General features: G+C 71.3%; 15 protein-coding genes. 6 read left to right on the top strand and 9 right to left on the bottom strand.

Annotated elements, in window-relative coordinates:
* Positions 1 to 34 precede the first annotated feature (34 nt).
* Complete coding sequence (locus tag ABFX81_RS10730; RefSeq protein ID WP_086854429.1) at positions 35 to 940, top strand: RNA polymerase sigma factor SigF; 906 nt, start codon at positions 35 to 37, stop codon at positions 938 to 940.
* 1,043 nt (positions 941 to 1,983) lie between these two features.
* On the opposite strand, the gene ABFX81_RS10725 is transcribed toward ABFX81_RS10730, so the two are convergent.
* Positions 1,984 to 2,178, bottom strand: coding sequence for a hypothetical protein (locus ABFX81_RS10725; RefSeq protein WP_086847813.1), 195 nt, complete (start codon positions 2,176 to 2,178; stop codon positions 1,984 to 1,986).
* Between the two features lie 215 nt (positions 2,179 to 2,393).
* On the opposite strand from ABFX81_RS10725, the gene ABFX81_RS10720 reads away from it, so the two are divergent.
* The 3 genes from ABFX81_RS10720 (at position 2,394) to ABFX81_RS10710 (ending at position 6,366) form a co-directional block, all read left to right on the top strand.
* Positions 2,394 to 2,882, top strand: a complete 489-nt coding sequence (locus ABFX81_RS10720; RefSeq protein WP_086847815.1) for a MarR family transcriptional regulator — start codon at positions 2,394 to 2,396, stop codon at positions 2,880 to 2,882.
* Positions 2,883 to 2,979: 97 nt separating this feature from the next.
* The gene (locus ABFX81_RS10715; RefSeq protein WP_487222173.1) at positions 2,980 to 5,442 is read left to right on the top strand and encodes an MFS transporter; all 2,463 of its coding nucleotides are present in this window, start codon (positions 2,980 to 2,982) and stop codon (positions 5,440 to 5,442) included.
* Positions 5,443 to 5,544: 102 nt separating this feature from the next.
* Positions 5,545 to 6,366, top strand: coding sequence for a YceI family protein (locus ABFX81_RS10710; protein ID WP_086847819.1), 822 nt, complete (start codon positions 5,545 to 5,547; stop codon positions 6,364 to 6,366).
* On the opposite strand, the gene ABFX81_RS10705 is transcribed toward ABFX81_RS10710, so the two are convergent.
* On the bottom strand, positions 6,349 to 7,050 hold the full coding sequence (locus tag ABFX81_RS10705; protein ID WP_086847821.1) for an ANTAR domain-containing protein: 702 nt from the start codon (positions 7,048 to 7,050) through the stop codon (positions 6,349 to 6,351). The two genes, ABFX81_RS10710 and ABFX81_RS10705, sit on opposite strands and share 18 nt — an antisense overlap.
* Positions 7,051 to 7,108: 58 nt before the next feature.
* A complete protein-coding gene (locus ABFX81_RS10700) occupies positions 7,109 to 7,831 on the bottom strand; it encodes an ANTAR domain-containing protein (RefSeq protein ID WP_086847823.1) in 723 nt (240 codons plus the stop codon).
* 208 nt (positions 7,832 to 8,039) lie between these two features.
* On the opposite strand from ABFX81_RS10700, the gene ABFX81_RS10695 reads away from it, so the two are divergent.
* Together ABFX81_RS10695 and ABFX81_RS10690 are read left to right on the top strand one after the other, a co-directional pair.
* Positions 8,040 to 8,402: an STAS domain-containing protein gene (locus ABFX81_RS10695; RefSeq protein WP_346137955.1), complete on the top strand. Its 363-nt coding sequence runs from the start codon at positions 8,040 to 8,042 to the stop codon at positions 8,400 to 8,402.
* 10 nt (positions 8,403 to 8,412) lie between these two features.
* On the top strand, positions 8,413 to 8,883 hold the full coding sequence (locus tag ABFX81_RS10690) for a PPOX class F420-dependent oxidoreductase (RefSeq protein ID WP_086847827.1): 471 nt from the start codon (positions 8,413 to 8,415) through the stop codon (positions 8,881 to 8,883).
* A gap of 4 nt (positions 8,884 to 8,887) precedes the next feature.
* Here ABFX81_RS10690 and ABFX81_RS10685 read toward each other — a convergent pair whose 3' ends face one another.
* From ABFX81_RS10685 to ABFX81_RS10660, 6 genes are all read right to left on the bottom strand, one after another.
* The gene (locus ABFX81_RS10685) at positions 8,888 to 9,646 is read right to left on the bottom strand and encodes a TetR/AcrR family transcriptional regulator C-terminal domain-containing protein (protein ID WP_086847829.1); all 759 of its coding nucleotides are present in this window, start codon (positions 9,644 to 9,646) and stop codon (positions 8,888 to 8,890) included.
* Positions 9,647 to 9,791: 145 nt separating this feature from the next.
* Positions 9,792 to 11,288: an MFS transporter gene (locus ABFX81_RS10680; RefSeq protein ID WP_086847841.1), complete on the bottom strand. Its 1,497-nt coding sequence runs from the start codon at positions 11,286 to 11,288 to the stop codon at positions 9,792 to 9,794.
* Between the two features lie 106 nt (positions 11,289 to 11,394).
* Entirely contained in the window at positions 11,395 to 13,566 is a 2,172-nt protein-coding gene (locus ABFX81_RS10675) for a mannosyltransferase YkcB-related protein (protein ID WP_086847831.1), read from the bottom strand.
* A complete protein-coding gene (locus tag ABFX81_RS10670; protein ID WP_086847833.1) occupies positions 13,563 to 14,960 on the bottom strand; it encodes a glycosyltransferase in 1,398 nt (465 codons plus the stop codon). The genes ABFX81_RS10675 and ABFX81_RS10670 overlap by 4 nt, the downstream gene beginning before the upstream one ends.
* Positions 14,961 to 14,973: 13 nt before the next feature.
* Positions 14,974 to 16,608, bottom strand: coding sequence for an ATP-binding protein (locus ABFX81_RS10665; RefSeq protein WP_086847835.1), 1,635 nt, complete (start codon positions 16,606 to 16,608; stop codon positions 14,974 to 14,976).
* On the bottom strand, positions 16,605 to 17,345 hold the full coding sequence (locus ABFX81_RS10660) for a response regulator transcription factor (protein ID WP_346137954.1): 741 nt from the start codon (positions 17,343 to 17,345) through the stop codon (positions 16,605 to 16,607). The genes ABFX81_RS10665 and ABFX81_RS10660 overlap by 4 nt, the downstream gene beginning before the upstream one ends.
* Between the last annotated feature and the right edge of the window lie 136 nt (positions 17,346 to 17,481).

The following is a 17,481-nucleotide window of genomic DNA, read 5'->3' as shown; positions in this document are numbered from 1 at the left end:
CGCCGCGACCGTCCCGCGACCCAAAGGGGGTGGCATGTCCGCAGAACAGGGCAGCTCGAAGGTGCTCACGCTCGCGGAGAGCGACACAGCTCCCCATGCTCTCGACTCACTCGGCCCCATCGACGACGTTCCGGCCGAGCTCGCGACCGAGCCCGCGCCGGTCCTTCCGGCCACGGGGGCCATCGACACCCGCACCCTGTCCCGCTCCCTGTTCCTGCGGCTGGCCGCGCTCGACGAGGACAGCCCCGAGCGTGCGTACGTCCGCGACACACTGATCGAGCTCAACCTGCCGCTGGTGCGGTACGCGGCGGCGCGGTTCCGCTCCCGCAACGAGCCGATGGAGGACATCGTCCAGGTCGGCACGATCGGGCTGATCAAGGCGATCGACCGGTTCGACTGCGAACGGGGCGTCGAGTTCCCGACGTTCGCGATGCCAACCGTCGTGGGCGAGATCAAGCGGTTCTTCCGCGACACGTCGTGGTCGGTGCGGGTGCCGCGCCGGCTTCAGGAGCTGCGGCTGGCGCTGACGAAGGCCAGTGACGAGCTCTCGCAGAAGCTGGACCGCTCGCCGACGGTCACCGAACTCGCGTCCGTGCTCGGGGTGTCCGAGGAGGACGTCGTCGACGGGTTGGCGGTGGGGAACGCGTACACGGCGTCCTCGCTGGACTCCCCGGCGCCGGAGGACGACGGCGGCGAGGGCTCGCTGGCGGACCGTCTGGGCTACGAGGACACCGCGCTGGAGGGCGTGGAGTACCGCGAGTCCCTGAAGCCGCTGCTGGCCAAACTCCCGCCCCGCGAGCGGCGGATCATCATGCTGCGGTTCTTCGCGAACATGACCCAGTCGCAGATCGGCGAGGAGGTCGGCATCTCACAGATGCACGTCTCCCGCCTGCTGACGAGGACACTGGCACAGCTCCGGGAAGGCCTCATCTCGGACTGACCGCGCCGCCGGCCCGCGGGTCAGTGGGCCGTCGCCCATCCGCGGGCGGGCGACGGCTCGCCTACCTGGGGGTGGGCGAGGGTCCACCACCCTGCGGGTGGATGACAGCCCATGACCCGCGGGTGGATAACGGCTCGCCAACCCGCGGGCGAAGGCCCGCTGACCGCCAGGGTGGCGGGCCGCCTAGCCGTAGGTGATGGGCCCCACCCGCCGGGGGGTGCGCCGCGCCAACCGCGCAGGTGATGGGCCGCTGACTGCCGAGGTGGTGGGCCGCCTACAGCAGGCGATGGGCGCCCCACCCGCCGGGGATGCGCCGCGCCGACCCGCAGGTGACGGCTCGCCGACCGCCGGAGTGGTCCACCGTCAAACCGCAGATCATGGGCGCCCCACCCCACGGGGGATGCGCCGCCGACCCGCAGGTGACGGCTCGCCGACCGCCGGAGTGGTCCACCGTCAAGCTGCAGGCCATGGGCGCCCCACGCCACCGGGGATGCGCCGCCGACCCGCGGATGCTGGCCCGCCTGCCCGCCGGTGGTGGCTGCGCCTGCGCCGTGGTGGTGGGTCGGGGCCGCGCCGGGGAGTGTCCGTCCTCGGAACGGCGCGATGGGGTGAGTGACCGACTGACTGTCCGTTGACGCGCCAACCGCTGCGGCCGGACCCCCCGACACGTCCCCTTCTCGCCGCACGCGAGTGCGGCTGCGCCTCGGCTGAGCCGCGGGCGCCTCCCCCGCAGCTGCTGGTGCGGGCGCATCGTGGCGCCGCCTGGCCGCGGGCCGCCGCCGAGTCACCGCTGCGGGCCGCCGGGGGCAGACGCGCGGTCTTCCGCACAGCTGCCGCAGGCCGCCGCCGCTGCGGGCAGTCGTGCCTCCCCCAGTGCCTTGAGGGCCTGGGAGGTACCCCCAGGGCGGCACGGGTGGGCGCGGCGGCACCCCGTAGCGCCAGGGTGCGCGGCGCCCCGGCCCCAGCGGCAACGCCGGGCGACCGGACAGCGCCGGGTTGCGCAAAGCGCGGCCCGACACCGACGCGGAGAACCGCCGTACGCGTTACGCCAGCGCCAGCCAGGCCACCGCCGCGACAACCGCGACGGCGACGACGGCGCCGAGGATGAGACCGATCCGCGGCCCGCCACTCGTCGTCGCGGCCTGCCGCCCCTGCGGCGCCTCGTCGACGAACGCGCGGAACATCTGGGTGCTGCCGGCGGGGTCGTGGTTGCCCTGGGGGGCCTGGTTGTTAGCCATGGCCCGAGACCCTAGCGAAAACGCCGGGGCTCCCCAAGTGGGGGTTGGCCTTCCGCTTGCTCCCCCACGACCCCTGCCGTCATCCTCACCACCTGCACATTTACTACCGCAATACTTGCCTTTGCCAACTTTTTATGCCGCATTCACCTTCTTTATTTGCCTTCAGCAACCAACGGATCCTATGGTTGCCCTAAGCAACGAAAGCGGGAGGTGTCATGGCCGAGAGGGCGCAGTACGAAGAGCTGGTCCGCCAGTTCAGTGCCTTCGGCGCCGTGAAGCGGGAGCTCGGCCGGATCATGCCGGCCGACTGCACCGGCGGCTCGGCGGCCGTACTGACACTGCTGGGCCGCCACGGCGACATGCGCATGAGCAAGCTCGCCGAGCTGCTCGCGGTGGACATGTCGGTCACCAGCCGCCATGTCGCGCACGTCGTGGCCCGGGGCTGGATCGAACGCTCCCCCGACCCCGCGGACAAGCGCTCCCGCATCCTGCGCCTCACACCCGCGGGCCACGCACAGCTCGACGAGCTGTCCCGGCGGACCACCGAGGTCCTCGCCGAGCGCCTGAGCGACTGGACGGACGAGGACGTCGGCCGGCTCACGGACCTGATGGCGCGGCTGAGAGAGAGCTTCGACTGCCGCCCCGCACCCCGCGTGGCGCCCCCCGCTGTCGCACAGACCACCCGTACACCCGCAAGCACGTAAGAAAAGGAAGCCCATGGCAACGACCACACCAGCCGGTGTGCGGGCTCATGCCAAGCACGGGGGAGGCTCCCACGGCTCCCCCGGCGGCGGCGCTCCGATGACGCACCGGCAGATCATGGAGGCCCTCACCGGCCTCCTGCTCGGCATGTTCGTCGCGATCCTGTCGTCGACGATCGTCTCCAACGCCCTGCCCCGGATCATCGGCGACCTCGGCGGCGGCCAGAGCGCCTACACCTGGGTCGTGACCGCGTCCCTGCTGACGATGACCGCGTCCACGCCGCTGTGGGGCAAGCTCGCCGACCTGTTCTCCAAGAAGCTGCTGATCCAGCTCGCCCTGGTGATCTTCGTGCTGGGCTCGGCGGCGGCCGGCATGTCGCAGAACCCGGGCATGCTCATCACGTTCCGCGCGGTCCAGGGCATCGGCATGGGCGGTCTGTCCGCGCTGGCCCAGATCATCATGGCGGCGATGATCTCGCCGCGTGAGCGCGGGCGCTACAACGGCTACCTGGGCGCCGTCTTCGCCACGGCCATGGTCGGCGGTCCGCTGGTCGGCGGTGTCATCACCGACACCGACTGGCTCGGCTGGCGCTGGTGCTTCTACGTCGGCGTGCCCTTCGCCGTGATCGCCCTGATCGTGCTCCAGAAGACCCTGCACCTGCCCGTCGTGAAGCGGAAGGTCAAGGTCGACTGGGCCGGCGCCTTCTTCATCACCGCGGCCGTCTGCCTGCTGCTGGTCTGGGTGACCTTCGCCGGCGACAAGTACGACTGGCTGTCGTGGCAGACGTACGCGATGGTCGGCGGCTCGGTCGTGCTGCTGGCGCTGTTCGTCCTGATCGAGGCGAAGGCGAGCGAGCCGATCATCCCGCTGCGGCTGTTCCGCAACCGCACCATCACGCTGGCCTCCCTGGCCTCGCTGTTCGTCGGTGTCGCGATGTTCTCGGGGACCGTGTTCTTCAGCCAGTACTTCCAGCTGGCGCGGGACAAGTCGCCGACGATGTCCGGCGTCATGACCATCCCGATGATCGCGGGCCTGTTCGTCTCCTCCACCCTCTCCGGCCAGGTCATCACCCGCACCGGCCGCTGGAAGGGATGGCTGCTCGGCGGCGGTGTGCTGGTGACGGCCGGGCTCGGGCTGCTGGGCACGATCCGGTACGACACCGAGTACTGGCACATAGCGATCTTCATGGCGCTGATGGGCCTCGGCATCGGCATGATGATGCAGAACCTGGTGCTCTGCACGCAGAACCAGGTGGAGCCGGGCGACCTGGGTGCCGCCAGCTCCACGGTGACCTTCTTCCGGTCCCTGGGCGGTGCCGTGGGCGTCTCGGCGCTGGGCGCGGTCCTGGGCAACAAGATCACCGACTACGTCAAGGACGGCCTCGCCGACCTCGGCGGCAAGGGCGCGGCCCTCGGCCACGCCGGCACCGGCGGTGGCGGCATCCCCGACCTGAATGCGATGCCCGCGCCGATCCGCACCGTCGTGGAGAGCGCCTACGGTCACGGTGTCGCGGACGTGTTCCTCTACTCGGCCCCGCTGGCCCTGCTCGCACTGCTGGTGTCGCTGTTCATCAAGGAGGTCCCGTTGAAGACGAAGGGCGGACTGGCGCAGGCGGCGGACGACGACGCCCGTGCGGAGGCTCCCGCCGAGGCGGCCGCCGAGGTTCCCGCCGCGGAGAAGTCCGTGCCGAGCTGGGCCGTGGCGGACACCGAGACCGCCGACGGCACCGGGCCCGAGGGCACGCAGCGGCTCGCCGCCGTCGCCACGGCGGCCCGGGCCGAGGAGCCCGCGTCCGGCGGGGGCGGTGTGCCGGTCCGCGGCTTCGTCCGCGGCAACGAGAGCGCGCCCGTGCCGCGGGCCGCGATCACCCTGATCTCGCTGGCCGGGCGTCAGCTGGGCCGGTCCGTGGCGCAGGCCGACGGCTCCTACGCCCTCGACGCGCCGGGCGCCGGGTCGTACGTGCTCATCGCGTCCGCCGACGGCTTCCAGCCGCAGGCGTCCACCGTCGTGGTGAACGGCGAGGCGGTCGCCTACGACATCCTGCTCAGCGGCACCAGCGGGCTGACCGGCCTGGTGCGGGCCGCCGAGAGCGGGCAGCCGGTCAAGGACGCGATGGTGATCGTGACCGACGTGCGCGGGGACCTGCTGGCCACCGGGACCACCGGTGAGCAGGGCGAGTTCTCCTTCACCGAGCTGGTGCCGGGTGCGGTGACCGTCGCGGTGAACGCCACCGGCCACCGCCCGCGCGCCCTGCCCGTCGAGGTGGGCGGCACCGGGGTCACCCGGGTCGAGATCGACCTGGACTCGGGCGCCCGCGTCCAGGGTGTCGTCCGCGCCCCGCACGGCCCGCTGGCCGACGCCCGGGTGACGCTGGTCGACCAGGCGGGCAACGTCGTCGGCTCGGCCACGACCGGCACGGACGGGGCGTACGCCTTCACCGACCTGGACGGCGGCGAGTACACCGTCATCGCCACGGGCTACCCGCCGGTGGCCACCGCCCTGACGGTCACGGGCCGCGGCACCGACGCCCACGACATCGAACTCGCCCACCCCGGCGAGTAGGACAAGCCCCGGCCCGTGGTGGTGGGCGCGCTCCGAGCGGAGGCGCGCCCCTGCCACGGGCCGGTTTCATTTCGAGTTTCTGTTTTAGGGGAGTTAGCTGAGATGGGACTGACCGCGAGGATCCGTACCCGGGACGGTTGGGCCGTGTCGCACGCGGTCGTCACCGTGGCCGACATGACCGGTGCGCAGGCGCTGCGTGCCGAGGCCGACGCGGAGGGCGCCGTGCGGGACGCGACGCCGCTGGAGCCGGGGGCGTACACCGTCATCGTCACCGCCGTGGGATACGCGCCCGCGGCCTCCAGCGTGATCGTCACGGCGAGCGGCCGGGCCGAGGTCGGCACGGTGACGCTGGCGCGGCAGGGCGGTACCGAGCTGCCCCCGCCGGGGCCGTGGACCGTCGACCCGGTGCACTCCAGCGTGGCCGCCGTGGCACAGCACCTGGGCATCTCCAGCGTGCACGGCCGGTTCACGGAGTTCTCCGGCTCGATCGAGATCGCCCCGGACGACGTCACCAAGTCCCGTGTGGAGGCGGTGATCCGGGCCGGGTCCGTCGACACCGGCAACGGCATGCGCGACGGGCACCTGAAGTCGCCGGACTTCCTGGACGTCGAGCGGTTCCCCGAGATCACCTACCGGTCGACGGGGCTGACGGCGACCGGGTCCGACCGGTGGACGGTCCACGGGGAGCTGGGCATGCACGGTGTCGTACGGCCGGTCGACCTGGACCTGGCCTACCTCGGCACCGGCCCGGACCCGTGGGGCGGCACCCGGGCGGCGTTCCGTGCCACGACCGAACTGCACCGCGAGGACTTCGCGATGAACTACAACCAGGTCCTCCAGGCGGGCATCGCCGCCATCGGCACGACGCTCAGGGTGGAGCTGGACATCCAGGCCGTGCAGGGCGAGTCACTTCCGGCCGTCTGAGGCGGGTCCGGAGACCCTCGCCACCAACTGGCCGCACAGGTCCCGGAGTTTGACGTTCCGGTGCTGTGAGGCGCGGCGCAGCCGTTCCAGCGCGTCACGGGCGTCGATCCGCTCCTGCGCCATGAGGATGCCGATCGCCTGGTCGATGACGCTGCGGGAGAGCAGCGCGGTGCGTACGTCGGCCGCCGACTGGCGGCGGCGCTCGATGCGCAGCGCCACGTTGATCGCGTCCCCCGCCCGTGCGGCGAAGGCGCGGGCCGCGTCCCGGCTCTGGTCCAGCGTCCCGGCCCGCACGCCGTAGAGGTTGATCGCGGCGCCCGTCTCGCCCTCCACGGCGATCGGCACGGCCAGCACGCAGTGGACGCCCGCGGAGAGCGCGTACGGCGTGTACGCCGGCCAGCGGGACTCCGCGGCCAGGTCGGTGGCGTACTGCTCGGTGCCGGTCTCGGCGGCGTCGACGCAGGGGCCCGAGCCGTTCTCGTACTGACGCTGGTCCAGGCCGCTGGGCAGGCCGTCGCTGCCGGCCAGGGTGAGCAGCCGGCCACCGCGGCTCACCGTGATGCTGCACGCGGCGGCGCCGGGCACCTCCTGCACAGCACGGTCGGTCAGATCGCGCAGCAGGGTGTCGAGACCGCTGCTGCGCACCATCGCCTGGTCCAGCGTGTCGGACGTCTCGGAGCTCATGAACGTACGGGTATCCCGTCGGCGTCCCTTAACGCCCCCGCCCCTAACTCACAGCGCCTCAGGTGGAGTTGTGAGCACCGACGATCCGGCGGGCGAGGTCGCGCAGTTTCACGTTCTCCCGCTGGGAGGCCCGCACCAGGCTCTCGAAGGCCGCGGCCGCGTCGATGCCCTGGCGCTCCATGAGGATGCCGGTGGCCTGGCCGATCAGGTCCCGCGTGTGCATGGCCTCGGTGAGCTGCTCGCGCACGGTGGCGGACTCCAGGGCGATGCTGACGTGCGCGGTGAACAGCCGGCCGATGCGCGTCGCGTCCTCGTCGAAGGCGCCCGGTTTGCGCGCGTAGGCCGTGAGCACGGTCAGCCGGCGGCGGTCGGCACGCAGCCGCAGCGACAGCGCCGAGCGCAGTCCCAGGGCCGACAGCACGTCCCAGCCGTCGTCGTTCTCGCTGTCCGTCATCCGCACCACCGGGCTGTGCCACAACTCGTCCCAGTGCCTGTGCGGTTCCCGGCCGCCGTGCCGGGCCTCGGCGGAGCGCACGACGTCGTCGGTCCAGGCCAGCGTACGGAACTTGTTGCCGCGCTCGATCTCGGAGATGCCGGCGTGCTCGGCACCGGGCATGAGGTGCACGGCCAACCGGACCGCCGTGCGCAGCGTGTTGTGCCGGGTGGGGGTCTCGTGCAGCTGCTGAGACGCCACCGTCAAGGCCTCGGCCAGCTCGAAGCCGGCCGGAAAACGGGGCAAATCAGGAAACTCGGACGCAGCCACCACGAACCTCTTCGGCATGCACGACCTAAGGCCGTGCGCAGGAGAGCTCCGCAGCACATTCCCGACTGCGAGCACAGGACGAACAGCACTCTAGCTGCTCGGTTGCGTCAAGGTGACGTCCGGCCGACGGCCACCACAGGCGCTTCCGCAGCCGCGGTCCGGCATGGTGGAATGGCCCCACGGGTCAGGAAGAGGCCTTACCGGAATCCGGACGAACGTCTGCCAGGTGAGTGCTGTGACTTTCCTCCCGAATCCCACCGAACCACGTGACCTTCCCGGCCGCGTCCACCTCACCATGCCCGCGGAGATCGACTTCTGCAACGCGGAGCAGCTACTTCCGCTCATCGTGTCCGAGGCTCGGGCCCGTGATGACCGGTTGGAGGTGCTGGTCCTCGACCTCACCACGACCTGCTTCATGGACTCCCAGGGCATCCGCCTCATCAACGACATCCGCCACCGGCTGCCCCCCGGCGCCAGGCTGCGCCTGGTGGCCCGGCCGGAGGGTGTGGCGAGCCGCGTGCTGGAACTGACCGGCCTGCGCCGGGACGTGCCCGTGTACGACGACGTCGCCGAGGCCATGGAGTCGTAGGCTGCCGGACATGGCACCGAACATCGCTACGAACACCCGCGTCTCCCTCGACGAGTTGCTCGACTTCGTACGACCCCGGCACCACGCCATCCTGCTGACCCGGCGCACCGACGGCGGGCCCCAGGGCTCGCCGCTGACCTGCGGGGTCGACGACTCGGGCCGGATCGTGGTCTCGACCTACCCGGAGCGGGCCAAGACCCGCAACGCCAAGCGGGACCCCCGGGTGAGCCTGATCGTCCTCAGCGACGACTGGAACGGCCCCTGGGTCCAGATCGACGGCACGGCCGAGGTCATCGACCCGCCCGACTCCGTCGAGCCGCTCGTGGAGTACTACCGGAACATCGCCGGGGAGCACCCCGACTGGGACGAGTACCGCGCGGCGATGCTCAAGCAGGGCAAGTCGATCATCCGCGTCACACCGGAGCGGTGGGGGCCGGTGGCGACCGGCGGGTTCCCGGCTCGGCTGGCCGAGGGGGAGTAACACCTCATTCGCGGTCGACCATCGCCTCGATGCCCGCGATCAGCAGTTCCAGGGCGAACTCGAAGTCGCGCTCCATCATCTCGGCGACCGTGTCACCGCCGCGCGCCGCCATGATCTCCTGGGACTCCTGGATGACGTCGGCTGCCTGCGGGGCCGCGGTCACCGTGCTCAGGGCCTGCTGGAAGTACTCGTCCACGGTCATGCCGCCGGCCTTGGCCCGGGCGGAGAGGTGGCCCTCCAGCGTGCCGTAGCCGTAGACGAACTGGAAGACGGCCGAGATCGTGCTCGTCAGGCGTTTGGCGGGCAGCCCGGTCCTGCGGACGACGCGCTGTACGACCCGGGAGAAGGCTAGGTTGTGAGGGCCGATGTTGAGGAAGACGCCGACCAGCGCGGACACCCAGGGATGACGCACCAGCAGTGTCCGGTACTCCCACGCGAGCGCCCGCACCTGGTCCCGCCAGTCCTCGTCGGCGTCCGGGTCCGGCAGCCGCATCTCGCCCATGACCTCGTCCAGGGCGAGTTCGAGGAGGTCGTCCTTGGTGTCGACGTACCAGTAGACGGACATCGCGGTGACGTTCAGCTCGCCTGCCAGCCGCCGCATCGAGAACTTGGCCAGCCCCTCGGCGTCCAGCAGCCGGACGGTGACCTCGATGATGCGCGCGCGGTCCAGCCCCGAGGGCTGCCCACCGCCGCGCCGCCGGTGCGCTTTGCCTCCCAGCCAGACGCTGGTCCGCGGCTGATCCTGCCGGGCCGCTTTCGCCATGGCGCACCTTCCTCATTTTCCTGATGCCGGTCATGCTAAGCGCCCCGTCAGGGGCGCGGGGCTGTGTCGACCTGCGGCTCCGCCGCGTGGGCGCGACCAGCCCAAACGATCCCGCAGCCGCCCGGCTACCCAGCCGCCCGGGCTGTTAGGCGGACTCTGCCCGCTCAGCCCGCCGCAGCAACGCCGCCGCGACCAACCCCCCGGCCAGCACAGCCACCGCCCCCACCAGCTGGCTGGTCTCCAACCCGGACGCGAACGCGTCGGAGATACGCGCCTTCTCTTCCGCACTGTCAGCCGCGGCCAGCGCCGCCGGCAGCGACGCCGCGGAAACGGCGACGAGGGACGCGAACCGCGAGTTGAGCACCGCACCGAGGACCGCCACACCGAGTCCGTTGCCGAACTCCGCGAGCGTCCCGTTGATCCCCGCTCCCACACCCGCCTTCTCCGGCGGTATCGCGCTCATGATCGCGTTGGCCATGGCCGGCATGGACAGCGCCACACCCGCGCCCATCACGACCAGGCCGAGCAGCATCCCGCTGTAGCCGTGCCCGCCGAGCAGCGCGATCGCCGCCAGCCCCGCCGACACCAGGGTCATGCCGAGGGCGATGGCCGCGGGCGTGCCGACCTTGAGCACCAGCTTCGCTCCGAGGCCGGTGAAGTTGAGCGCGACCACGGTCAACGCGAGCGGCGCCGTCCGCAGACCGGCGTCCAGCGGCTCGTAGCCGAGCACGAACTGGAGGTGCTGGGTGAGCAGGAACAGCGAGCCCGTCATGCCGAACGCCACGAGGATCGCGCCCGCGACCGCGCCCACGAACTTCTGGTTGCGGAAGAAGTGCATGTCGAGCATGGGGTGCTCGATCCGCAGCTCCCAGGTCACGAACAGACCGAGCACGATGACGCCGATCAGCGCGGAGACCAGCACCTGCCCGGACGTCCAGCCGTGCTCGGGGCCGGTGATGATCGCGTACACGACGGCCGTCATGCCGATGGTCGACAGCACCGCGCCGACCACGTCGGGACGGTCGCCCGCCTTGTGCTTGGACTCCGGTACGAGCGCCGCGACCGCTATCAGGCCGAGCACCGCTACGGGGATGTTGATCAGGAAGATCGCGCCCCACCAGAAGTGGTTCAGCATCACTCCGCCGATCAGCGGCCCGGCCGCGAAACCGAGCGAACTGACCGTGGACCACAGCGCGATGGCCTTGACCCGCTCCTTGTCGTCGAAGATCTGCACGACGACCGCGAGGATCGTGGTCATCAGCAGCGCGCCGCCGACGCCCATGCCGGCGCGGGCCGCGATCAGCTGGGCCGGGCTCTGGGACAGGCCGGCCACCAGTGAGCCCACACCGAAGATCGCCAGGCCCGACATCAGCAGCAGCTTGCGGCCGTAGCGGTCGGCGGCGTTGCCCGCCGTGAGCAGCAGACCGGACTGCACCAGTGAGTAGGCGTTCATCATCCACTGGACATCGGCGGTCGTCGCGTCCATCTCGCGGGTGAGCGAGGGGATCGCCACGTTCAGGATCGTGTTGTCGAGCAGGACGGTGAGCTGCGCGAGGCAGATGACACCGAGGATCAGCCAGCGCTGGGGGTGGCCGCCGTGCGCCGTCTGCGGCGGGGCCTCTTCCTGTGGGGACGTCGTCATGCTGTACACCGTAGAATAGTCCCCATACGCCGTACAACCGAGTAATCGCGCCACCGGAGAAGGGCGGTGGTTCTCGGCCACCGCCCTTCTCCCGGTCAGGGGACTGTCAGCCGCTCGCCTTCTGTGTGAGGTCGTAGAAGGTGGCCGAACCGACCGTGACCTTCTTGAAGTTGGCCTCGACCCAGGAGGTGATCCGGGACGACGAGCCGTCGCTGCCGCCGCGCATGCCGCCACCCGCGCCGGAGGCGATGAAGTAGTGGATCTTTCCTGCCTCCACGTACGTCTTGAACTGCGCGAGCGTCGGGGACGGGTCCGTGCCGTTGAAGCCGCCGATGGCCATCACCGGCTCGCCGGTGGACAGCTGGTAACTCGCGGCGTTCTGGGCGCCGATGGCCGCCGCGGCCCAGGTGTACTGGCCGGCGTCGGTCTCCAGCAGCTTCTTGGCCTCGGAGCCGACGCTGGCGCCGTTGAGCAGACCGCCCATGCCGCCACCGCCGCGCATGCGGCCGCCGTCACCGTTCTGCTGGTTCTGCTGGTTCTGGCCTTGCTGGTTCTGGCCGCCACCCGGGAAACCCCCACCGGGGAAGCCATTGCCGGGCAGTTGACCCTGCCCCTGTCCCTGCCCCTGTTGGCCTTGTTGGCCCTGTTGGTTCGGGCCACCGCCCGGGAAGCCGCCGCCGGGGCCGCCACCACCCGGCCCACCGCGACCGCCCGCGACCGCCGGTCCCGCGGTGACGATCGAGCCCGTGTGCCCCTCGTTCACCGTGGTGAGCGTGTAAGCAGCCGGACCTGCCAGCGCGGCGACCAGGCCCAGTCCCGCCGCTCCCAGGGCCAGTCGGCGTCCCAGCCGGCCGGCGAAGATCAGGCCGAGGGCCGCCGCCAGGCCACCGACCAGGACGAACCACTTCAGCCACGGCAGGTAGTCGGAGGAGCGGTTGAGCAGGACGTAGCCCCAGGCCGCGGTGGCCGTCATCGCGGCCGCCAGGGTCAGTGACGCCCACGCCTTGTCACGCTTGTCCCAGAGCAGCGCCGAACCCATGCCGATCAGCGGCGCGATGTAGGGGGCGAGCGCCACCGTGTAGTACTCGTGGAAGATGCCCTGCATGTAGCTGAAGACCAGCATGGTCGTGATCAGCGCGCCGCCCCAGACGAGGAACGAACCGCGCGTCACCGACGTACGGCGTGCCTTGCGCGTGGCCACCAGGCCCGCCACCAGCAGAATCAGGGCAGCCGGGATCAGCCAGGAGATCTGGCCGCCGATGCTGGAGCTGAACAGGCGGTCCCAGCCGGTCTCGCCCCAGGCGCCACCGCCGCCACCGCCGTTGCCACCGCCGCCTCCGACGCTGCCGGTCTCGTCGCCGTTCAGGCGTCCCAGGCCGTTGTAACCGAAGGTCAGTTCCAGGAAGCTGTTGTTCTGCGAGCCGCCGATGTACGGGCGGGAGGACGCGGGCCACAGCTCGACGATCGCGACCCACCAGCCGCCGGACCCGATCAGCGCGACCGTGGCGAGGGCCAGTTGGCCGAAGCGCTTCTTCACCGGCACCGGTGCGCACACCGCGTAGACGAGGGCCAGCGGCGGCAGGATCAGGAAGGCCTGGAGTGTCTTGGCGAGGAACGCGAAGCCGATGGCCACCCCCGCCCACACCAGCCACTTCGTGCGGCCGTCCGCCAGGGCCCGGATGACGAAGTAGCTGGCCACGGCCATCAGCAGGGCCAGCATCGCGTCCGGGTTGTTGAACCGGAACATCAGCGCGGCGACGGGGGTGAGCGCGAGCACCGCGCCCGCGATCAGACCGGCCGCGGGGCTGAACCGGCGGCGTACGGCCGCGTACACGACGGCCACCGTGCCGACGCCCATGAGGACCTCGGGGACGAGGATCGCCCAGGAGCTGAGGCCGAACAGCCGCACGGACAGGGCCATCGGCCACAGCGCGGCCGGGGGCTTGTCGACGGTGATGGCGTTGGCGGCGTCCAACGAGCCGAAGAACAAGGCCTTCCAGGACTGGCTGCCCGCCTGGACGGCCGCCGAGTAGAAGGAGTTGGCGTAGCCGGAGGCGCTCAGGTTGTAGAGGTAGAGCACCGCGGTCGCCAGCAGCAGGGCGAGGAAGGCCGGGCGGGCCCAGCGGGGGTCCCCGGGCCGGCCGCGCCACAGCCTTTGCCGCAAGGGCCGCTTGGGTTCACCGGCGTCGGGAGCCTCTGCGGGGGCAGGGGGGCGAGGGGTCCGAGGCTCGGGACTCGGGTCTGTGTCGGCGATCTGCTGGTCGTAGTGGACGGTCATCGGAAGTCCCTCGCATCGGTGTCGTGGGGGCGCACCGGCATCAGCTGCACGGTGGCGTCCCTCCAGGGGCCGTCCGCGGCGTCACGGGCGCGGAACTGAGCGGTGTCATATGAGGCGTATGAGGCGTATGAGGCGACCACCGTCGTCTCGGCGTCGCGCCGGTCCGGGAACACCCACGCCCGGAAGAGCAGGAAGCGCAGCACGGTCGCCGCGAGGTTGGCGGCGATGAGGACCGCCAGTTCGGTGGAGTGCGCGGGCTCGGACGTGGCCGCGCCCAGCGCTGCGAGCGAGCCGCTGGTCAGGGAGAGCCCGATGCCGAAGACGACCAGGCCCTGCGCCTGGTGCCGTACGGCCCCGCCGCGCCCGCGCACCCCGAAGGTGAGCCGCCGGTTCGCTGCGGTGTTGGCGATCGCCGAGACCAGCAGGGCGAGGGCGTTGGCGGCCTGGGAGCCGGTGAAGACGCGGAAGCCGCTGTAGAGGAGCAGGTAGAAGAGGGTGGACAGGCCGCCGACGACGCAGAAGCCGACCAACTGGCGGGCCAGGCCCCGCGGCACGTCCTTGATCTCACGGTCGCGCGGGTCGTCGCCGAACGGCCGGGTGAGCCGGTCCAGCGGCAGCGAACCGGTGGCCAGGGCCCTGCCGATCCGCCACACGCCCCTGAGGTCGTCGGTCGCGGTCCTGACGATGTGCACGGTCGAGTCGGGGTCGTCGACCCAGTCGACCGGCACCTCGTGGATCCGCAGCCCCGCGCGCTCGGCGAGCACCAGCATCTCGGTGTCGAAGAACCAGCCGGTGTCCTCGATGAGGGGCAGCAGCACCTGCGCCACGTCACGGCGGATCGCCTTGAACCCGCACTGGGCGTCCGAGAAGCGGGCCTGGAGCGAGCCGCGCAGGATGAGGTTGTAGACCCGGCTGATGAACTCCCGCTTGGGGCCGCGCACCACGCGCGAGCTGCGGGCCAGCCGGGAGCCGATCGCGAGGTCGGAGTGGCCGGAGATCAGCGGCGCCACCAGCGGGAGCAGGGCGTTGAGGTCGGTGGACAGGTCCACGTCCATGTAGGCGAGGACCGGGGCGTCCGAGGCCGACCAGACGGCCCGCAGGGCCCGGCCGCGGCCCTTCTGCTCCAGGCGGAAGGTGGTGACCTCGGGGATCTCCGCCGCCAGCCGTGCCGCCACCCGCGGGGTGGTGTCCGTGGAGGCGTTGTCCGCGATCGTGATGCGGAACGCGTACGGGAACGTGCCGGCGAGGTGCTCGTGCAGTCTGCGGACGCACGGCTGGAGGTCCTTCTCCTCGTTGTAGACGGGGATCACTACGTCCAGGACAGGCGTACCGGCTGGTGCGGCCGGGAGGTGCTCCCGCGCCGGCAGGGTGCCGGGAGAAGAGTCGGTTCGCATGAACCGACTTTCGTCAGGCGCCCTGTCGTGCCCATGTGGTGACGCTGTGGCGTGCCTGTGAGTGCTGTTGCCGGCTCATGTCCGGCTGCGGCTGCGGCTGCGGCTGCGGCTGCGGCTGCGGCTGCGCCGGCAGCGCGGGCAGGTGCACGGTGAACACGGTCCGTCCGGGCCCGCTGTCGACGGTCACGGCACCGCCGTGCGCGGCCGCCACGGCCTGCACGATGGCGAGGCCGAGACCGGTCGAGCCGGTGGCGCGGGTCCGCGCGGAGTCGCCGCGGGCGAAGCGTTCGAAGACGTGCGGGAGCAACTCGGCCGGAATGCCCTGGCCGTCGTCCTCGACGTCCACGCACAGCCAGGTGCCGCGCCGCTGGACGCGGGCGGTGACGGTCGTGCCGGGCGGGGTGTGGGTGCGGGCGTTGCCGAGCAGGTTGACGAGGACCTGCTGGAGCCGGGCCGCGTCCGCCGACACGAGCGCGGGCTCGTCGGGCAGGTCGAGACGCCAGTTGTGGTCCTGGCCGGCCACACGCGCGTCGCTGACGGTGTCCACGACGAGCGGTACGAGGTCGGTCTGCTCGAACTGCAACGGCCGCCCGGCGTCCAGCCGGGCGAGCAGCAGCAGATCCTCGACGAGCAGGGTCATGCGCCCGGCCTCGGACTCGATCCGCCCGAGGGCGTGCCGGGTGTCGGGCCCGACGTCCTCTCTGCCCCGCCTGGTCAGCTCGGCGTACCCACGGATGGAGGCGAGCGGGGTGCGCAGCTCGTGACTGGCGTCGGCGACGAACTGCCTGACCCGCGTCTCGCTCTGCTGCCGTGCGTGCAGCGCGCCGTGGACGTGGTCGAGCATCCGGTTCAGCGCGGCACCGACCTGGCCGACCTCGGTGTGCGGGTCGGTCTCGGAGTCGGGGACCCGCTCGCTGAGGTTCACCTCGCCGGTGTGCAGCGGGAGTTCGGAGACCCGGGTGGCGGTGGCGGCGACGCGGCGGAGGGGGCGGGTGGCTACGCCGATGAGGACGGAACCGGCGATGGCGGCGGCGACCAGGCCGGCGCCGGTGACGCTCACCTCGACGAGGACGAGCGTGTTGATGGTGGTGGTGACGGACTCGGTGGGCAGGGCTACGTAGTAGCTGCCTCCGTCGGCCCCGGGGACGAACTGCACGCGGTACTCGCCGAAGCCGGGTATCTCGACGGTGTGGATTCCACGCGTGGTCGGCACCTCGGCGAGGGCCGCCTTCTGCTCGCCGGCAAGGCTGACGGCGGTGTTCCGCTGGAAGGGGCCCTTGTCGCTTGAGGCCTTCGCGAAGGCTGCCCGGGTGACCTTACCGTCGGCGCCGAGCTCGGCGGCGATGGTTTCCGGCTGGGCCGGTCCCTCGACGAAGCCGGTGACCCTGTCGATCGAGTCGGAGTCCTTGTCGCCGCCGGGTTTCATGGGTCCCGACAGACGCTTGCCGGCTTCGTCGACCTGGCCGTCCAACTGCTCGTACAGATGTGACCTGAGCGCAAGCGTCGTCACGGTTCCGATCACCGCACACACCACGGCGATCAGCACCACGGACGCGACGACGAGCCGTGTCCGCAGCGTGCGCGGCTTGCCCGCTCGCGACGGCTTGCCCGCCCTCCGCTGCGTACTCGGCCGTCGCCGCCCGCTCATGCGGCCGCGGGCTTGATCAGGTAACCGGCACCACGCCGGGTGTGGATCATCGGCTCGCGCCCGGCGTCGATCTTGCGCCGCAGATACGAGATGTACAGCTCGACGACGTTGGCCTGCCCGCCGAAGTCGTACGACCACACACGGTCGAGGATCTGCGCCTTGCTGAGCACGCGCCGCGGATTGCGCATCAGGAACCGCAGCAGCTCGAACTCGGTCGCGGTCAGGTGGATGTTCTGACCGGCCCGGGTGACCTCGTGGCTGTCCTCGTCGAGGGTGAGGTCGCCGACGACCAGCGTCGAGTCGGAGCGCCGGTCGGCGGCACCGGACCGCCGTATCAGCCCGCGCAGGCGTGCGACGACCTCTTCGAGGCTGAACGGCTTGGTGACGTAGTCGTCCCCGCCGGCCGTCAGCCCGGCGATCCGGTCCTCCAGGGCGTCCTTGGCGGTGAGGAAGAGGACCGGCACGTCGGGCAGCTCACGGCGCAGCCGCCCGAGCACGGCCAGCCCGTCCATGTCGGGCAGCATCATGTCGAGCACGACGGCGTCGGGCCGGAAGTCGCGCGCGGTCTGGACGGCGCCCGTGCCGTCACCGGCACTCCGGATCTGCCATCCCTCGTAGCGCAGGGCCATGGACAGCAGCTCGGTGATCGACATCTCGTCGTCCACCACAAGCACTCGGACGGGGCTCCCGTCCGGCCTCAGCAGTTCGGTGCGCCCCTGGGGCGAGGTCGTGGTCATGGTGCACACGGTGTCGGGGTGCTCTGAGAGCGCCCTTTCGAGAGCCTGTGATTTCCCTGAGAAACACACAGGCGCTTCTCAGGGAACTCCTGGGAACGCAAGCGAGCGGGGTTTCATCAGCGGGCTGGGTTCAGCA

The sequence above is a fragment of the Streptomyces coeruleofuscus genome (genome assembly GCF_039532725.1).
Classification (GTDB): domain Bacteria; phylum Actinomycetota; class Actinomycetes; order Streptomycetales; family Streptomycetaceae; genus Streptomyces; species Streptomyces coeruleofuscus.
This window is presented reverse-complemented; position numbering and strand designations above follow the sequence as displayed.

Bases quoted from the DNA above. Each gene is read 5' to 3' on its own strand.
- ABFX81_RS10730 (WP_086854429.1), top strand. From the start codon at position 35: ATGTCCGCAGAACAGGGCAGCTCGAAGGTGCTCACGCTCGCGGAGAGC.
- ABFX81_RS10725 (WP_086847813.1), bottom strand. From the start codon at position 2,178: ATGGCTAACAACCAGGCCCCCCAGGGCAACCACGACCCCGCCGGCAGC.
- ABFX81_RS10720 (WP_086847815.1), top strand. From the start codon at position 2,394: ATGGCCGAGAGGGCGCAGTACGAAGAGCTGGTCCGCCAGTTCAGTGCC.
- ABFX81_RS10715 (WP_487222173.1), top strand. From the start codon at position 2,980: ATGACGCACCGGCAGATCATGGAGGCCCTCACCGGCCTCCTGCTCGGC.
- ABFX81_RS10710 (WP_086847819.1), top strand. From the start codon at position 5,545: ATGGGACTGACCGCGAGGATCCGTACCCGGGACGGTTGGGCCGTGTCG.
- ABFX81_RS10705 (WP_086847821.1), bottom strand. From the start codon at position 7,050: ATGAGCTCCGAGACGTCCGACACGCTGGACCAGGCGATGGTGCGCAGC.
- ABFX81_RS10700 (WP_086847823.1), bottom strand. From the start codon at position 7,831: ATGCCGAAGAGGTTCGTGGTGGCTGCGTCCGAGTTTCCTGATTTGCCC.
- ABFX81_RS10690 (WP_086847827.1), top strand. From the start codon at position 8,413: ATGGCACCGAACATCGCTACGAACACCCGCGTCTCCCTCGACGAGTTG.
- ABFX81_RS10685 (WP_086847829.1), bottom strand. From the start codon at position 9,646: ATGGCGAAAGCGGCCCGGCAGGATCAGCCGCGGACCAGCGTCTGGCTG.
- ABFX81_RS10680 (WP_086847841.1), bottom strand. From the start codon at position 11,288: ATGACGACGTCCCCACAGGAAGAGGCCCCGCCGCAGACGGCGCACGGC.
- ABFX81_RS10675 (WP_086847831.1), bottom strand. From the start codon at position 13,566: ATGACCGTCCACTACGACCAGCAGATCGCCGACACAGACCCGAGTCCC.
- ABFX81_RS10670 (WP_086847833.1), bottom strand. From the start codon at position 14,960: ATGCGAACCGACTCTTCTCCCGGCACCCTGCCGGCGCGGGAGCACCTC.
- ABFX81_RS10665 (WP_086847835.1), bottom strand. From the start codon at position 16,608: ATGAGCGGGCGGCGACGGCCGAGTACGCAGCGGAGGGCGGGCAAGCCG.
- ABFX81_RS10660 (WP_346137954.1), bottom strand. From the start codon at position 17,345: ATGACCACGACCTCGCCCCAGGGGCGCACCGAACTGCTGAGGCCGGAC.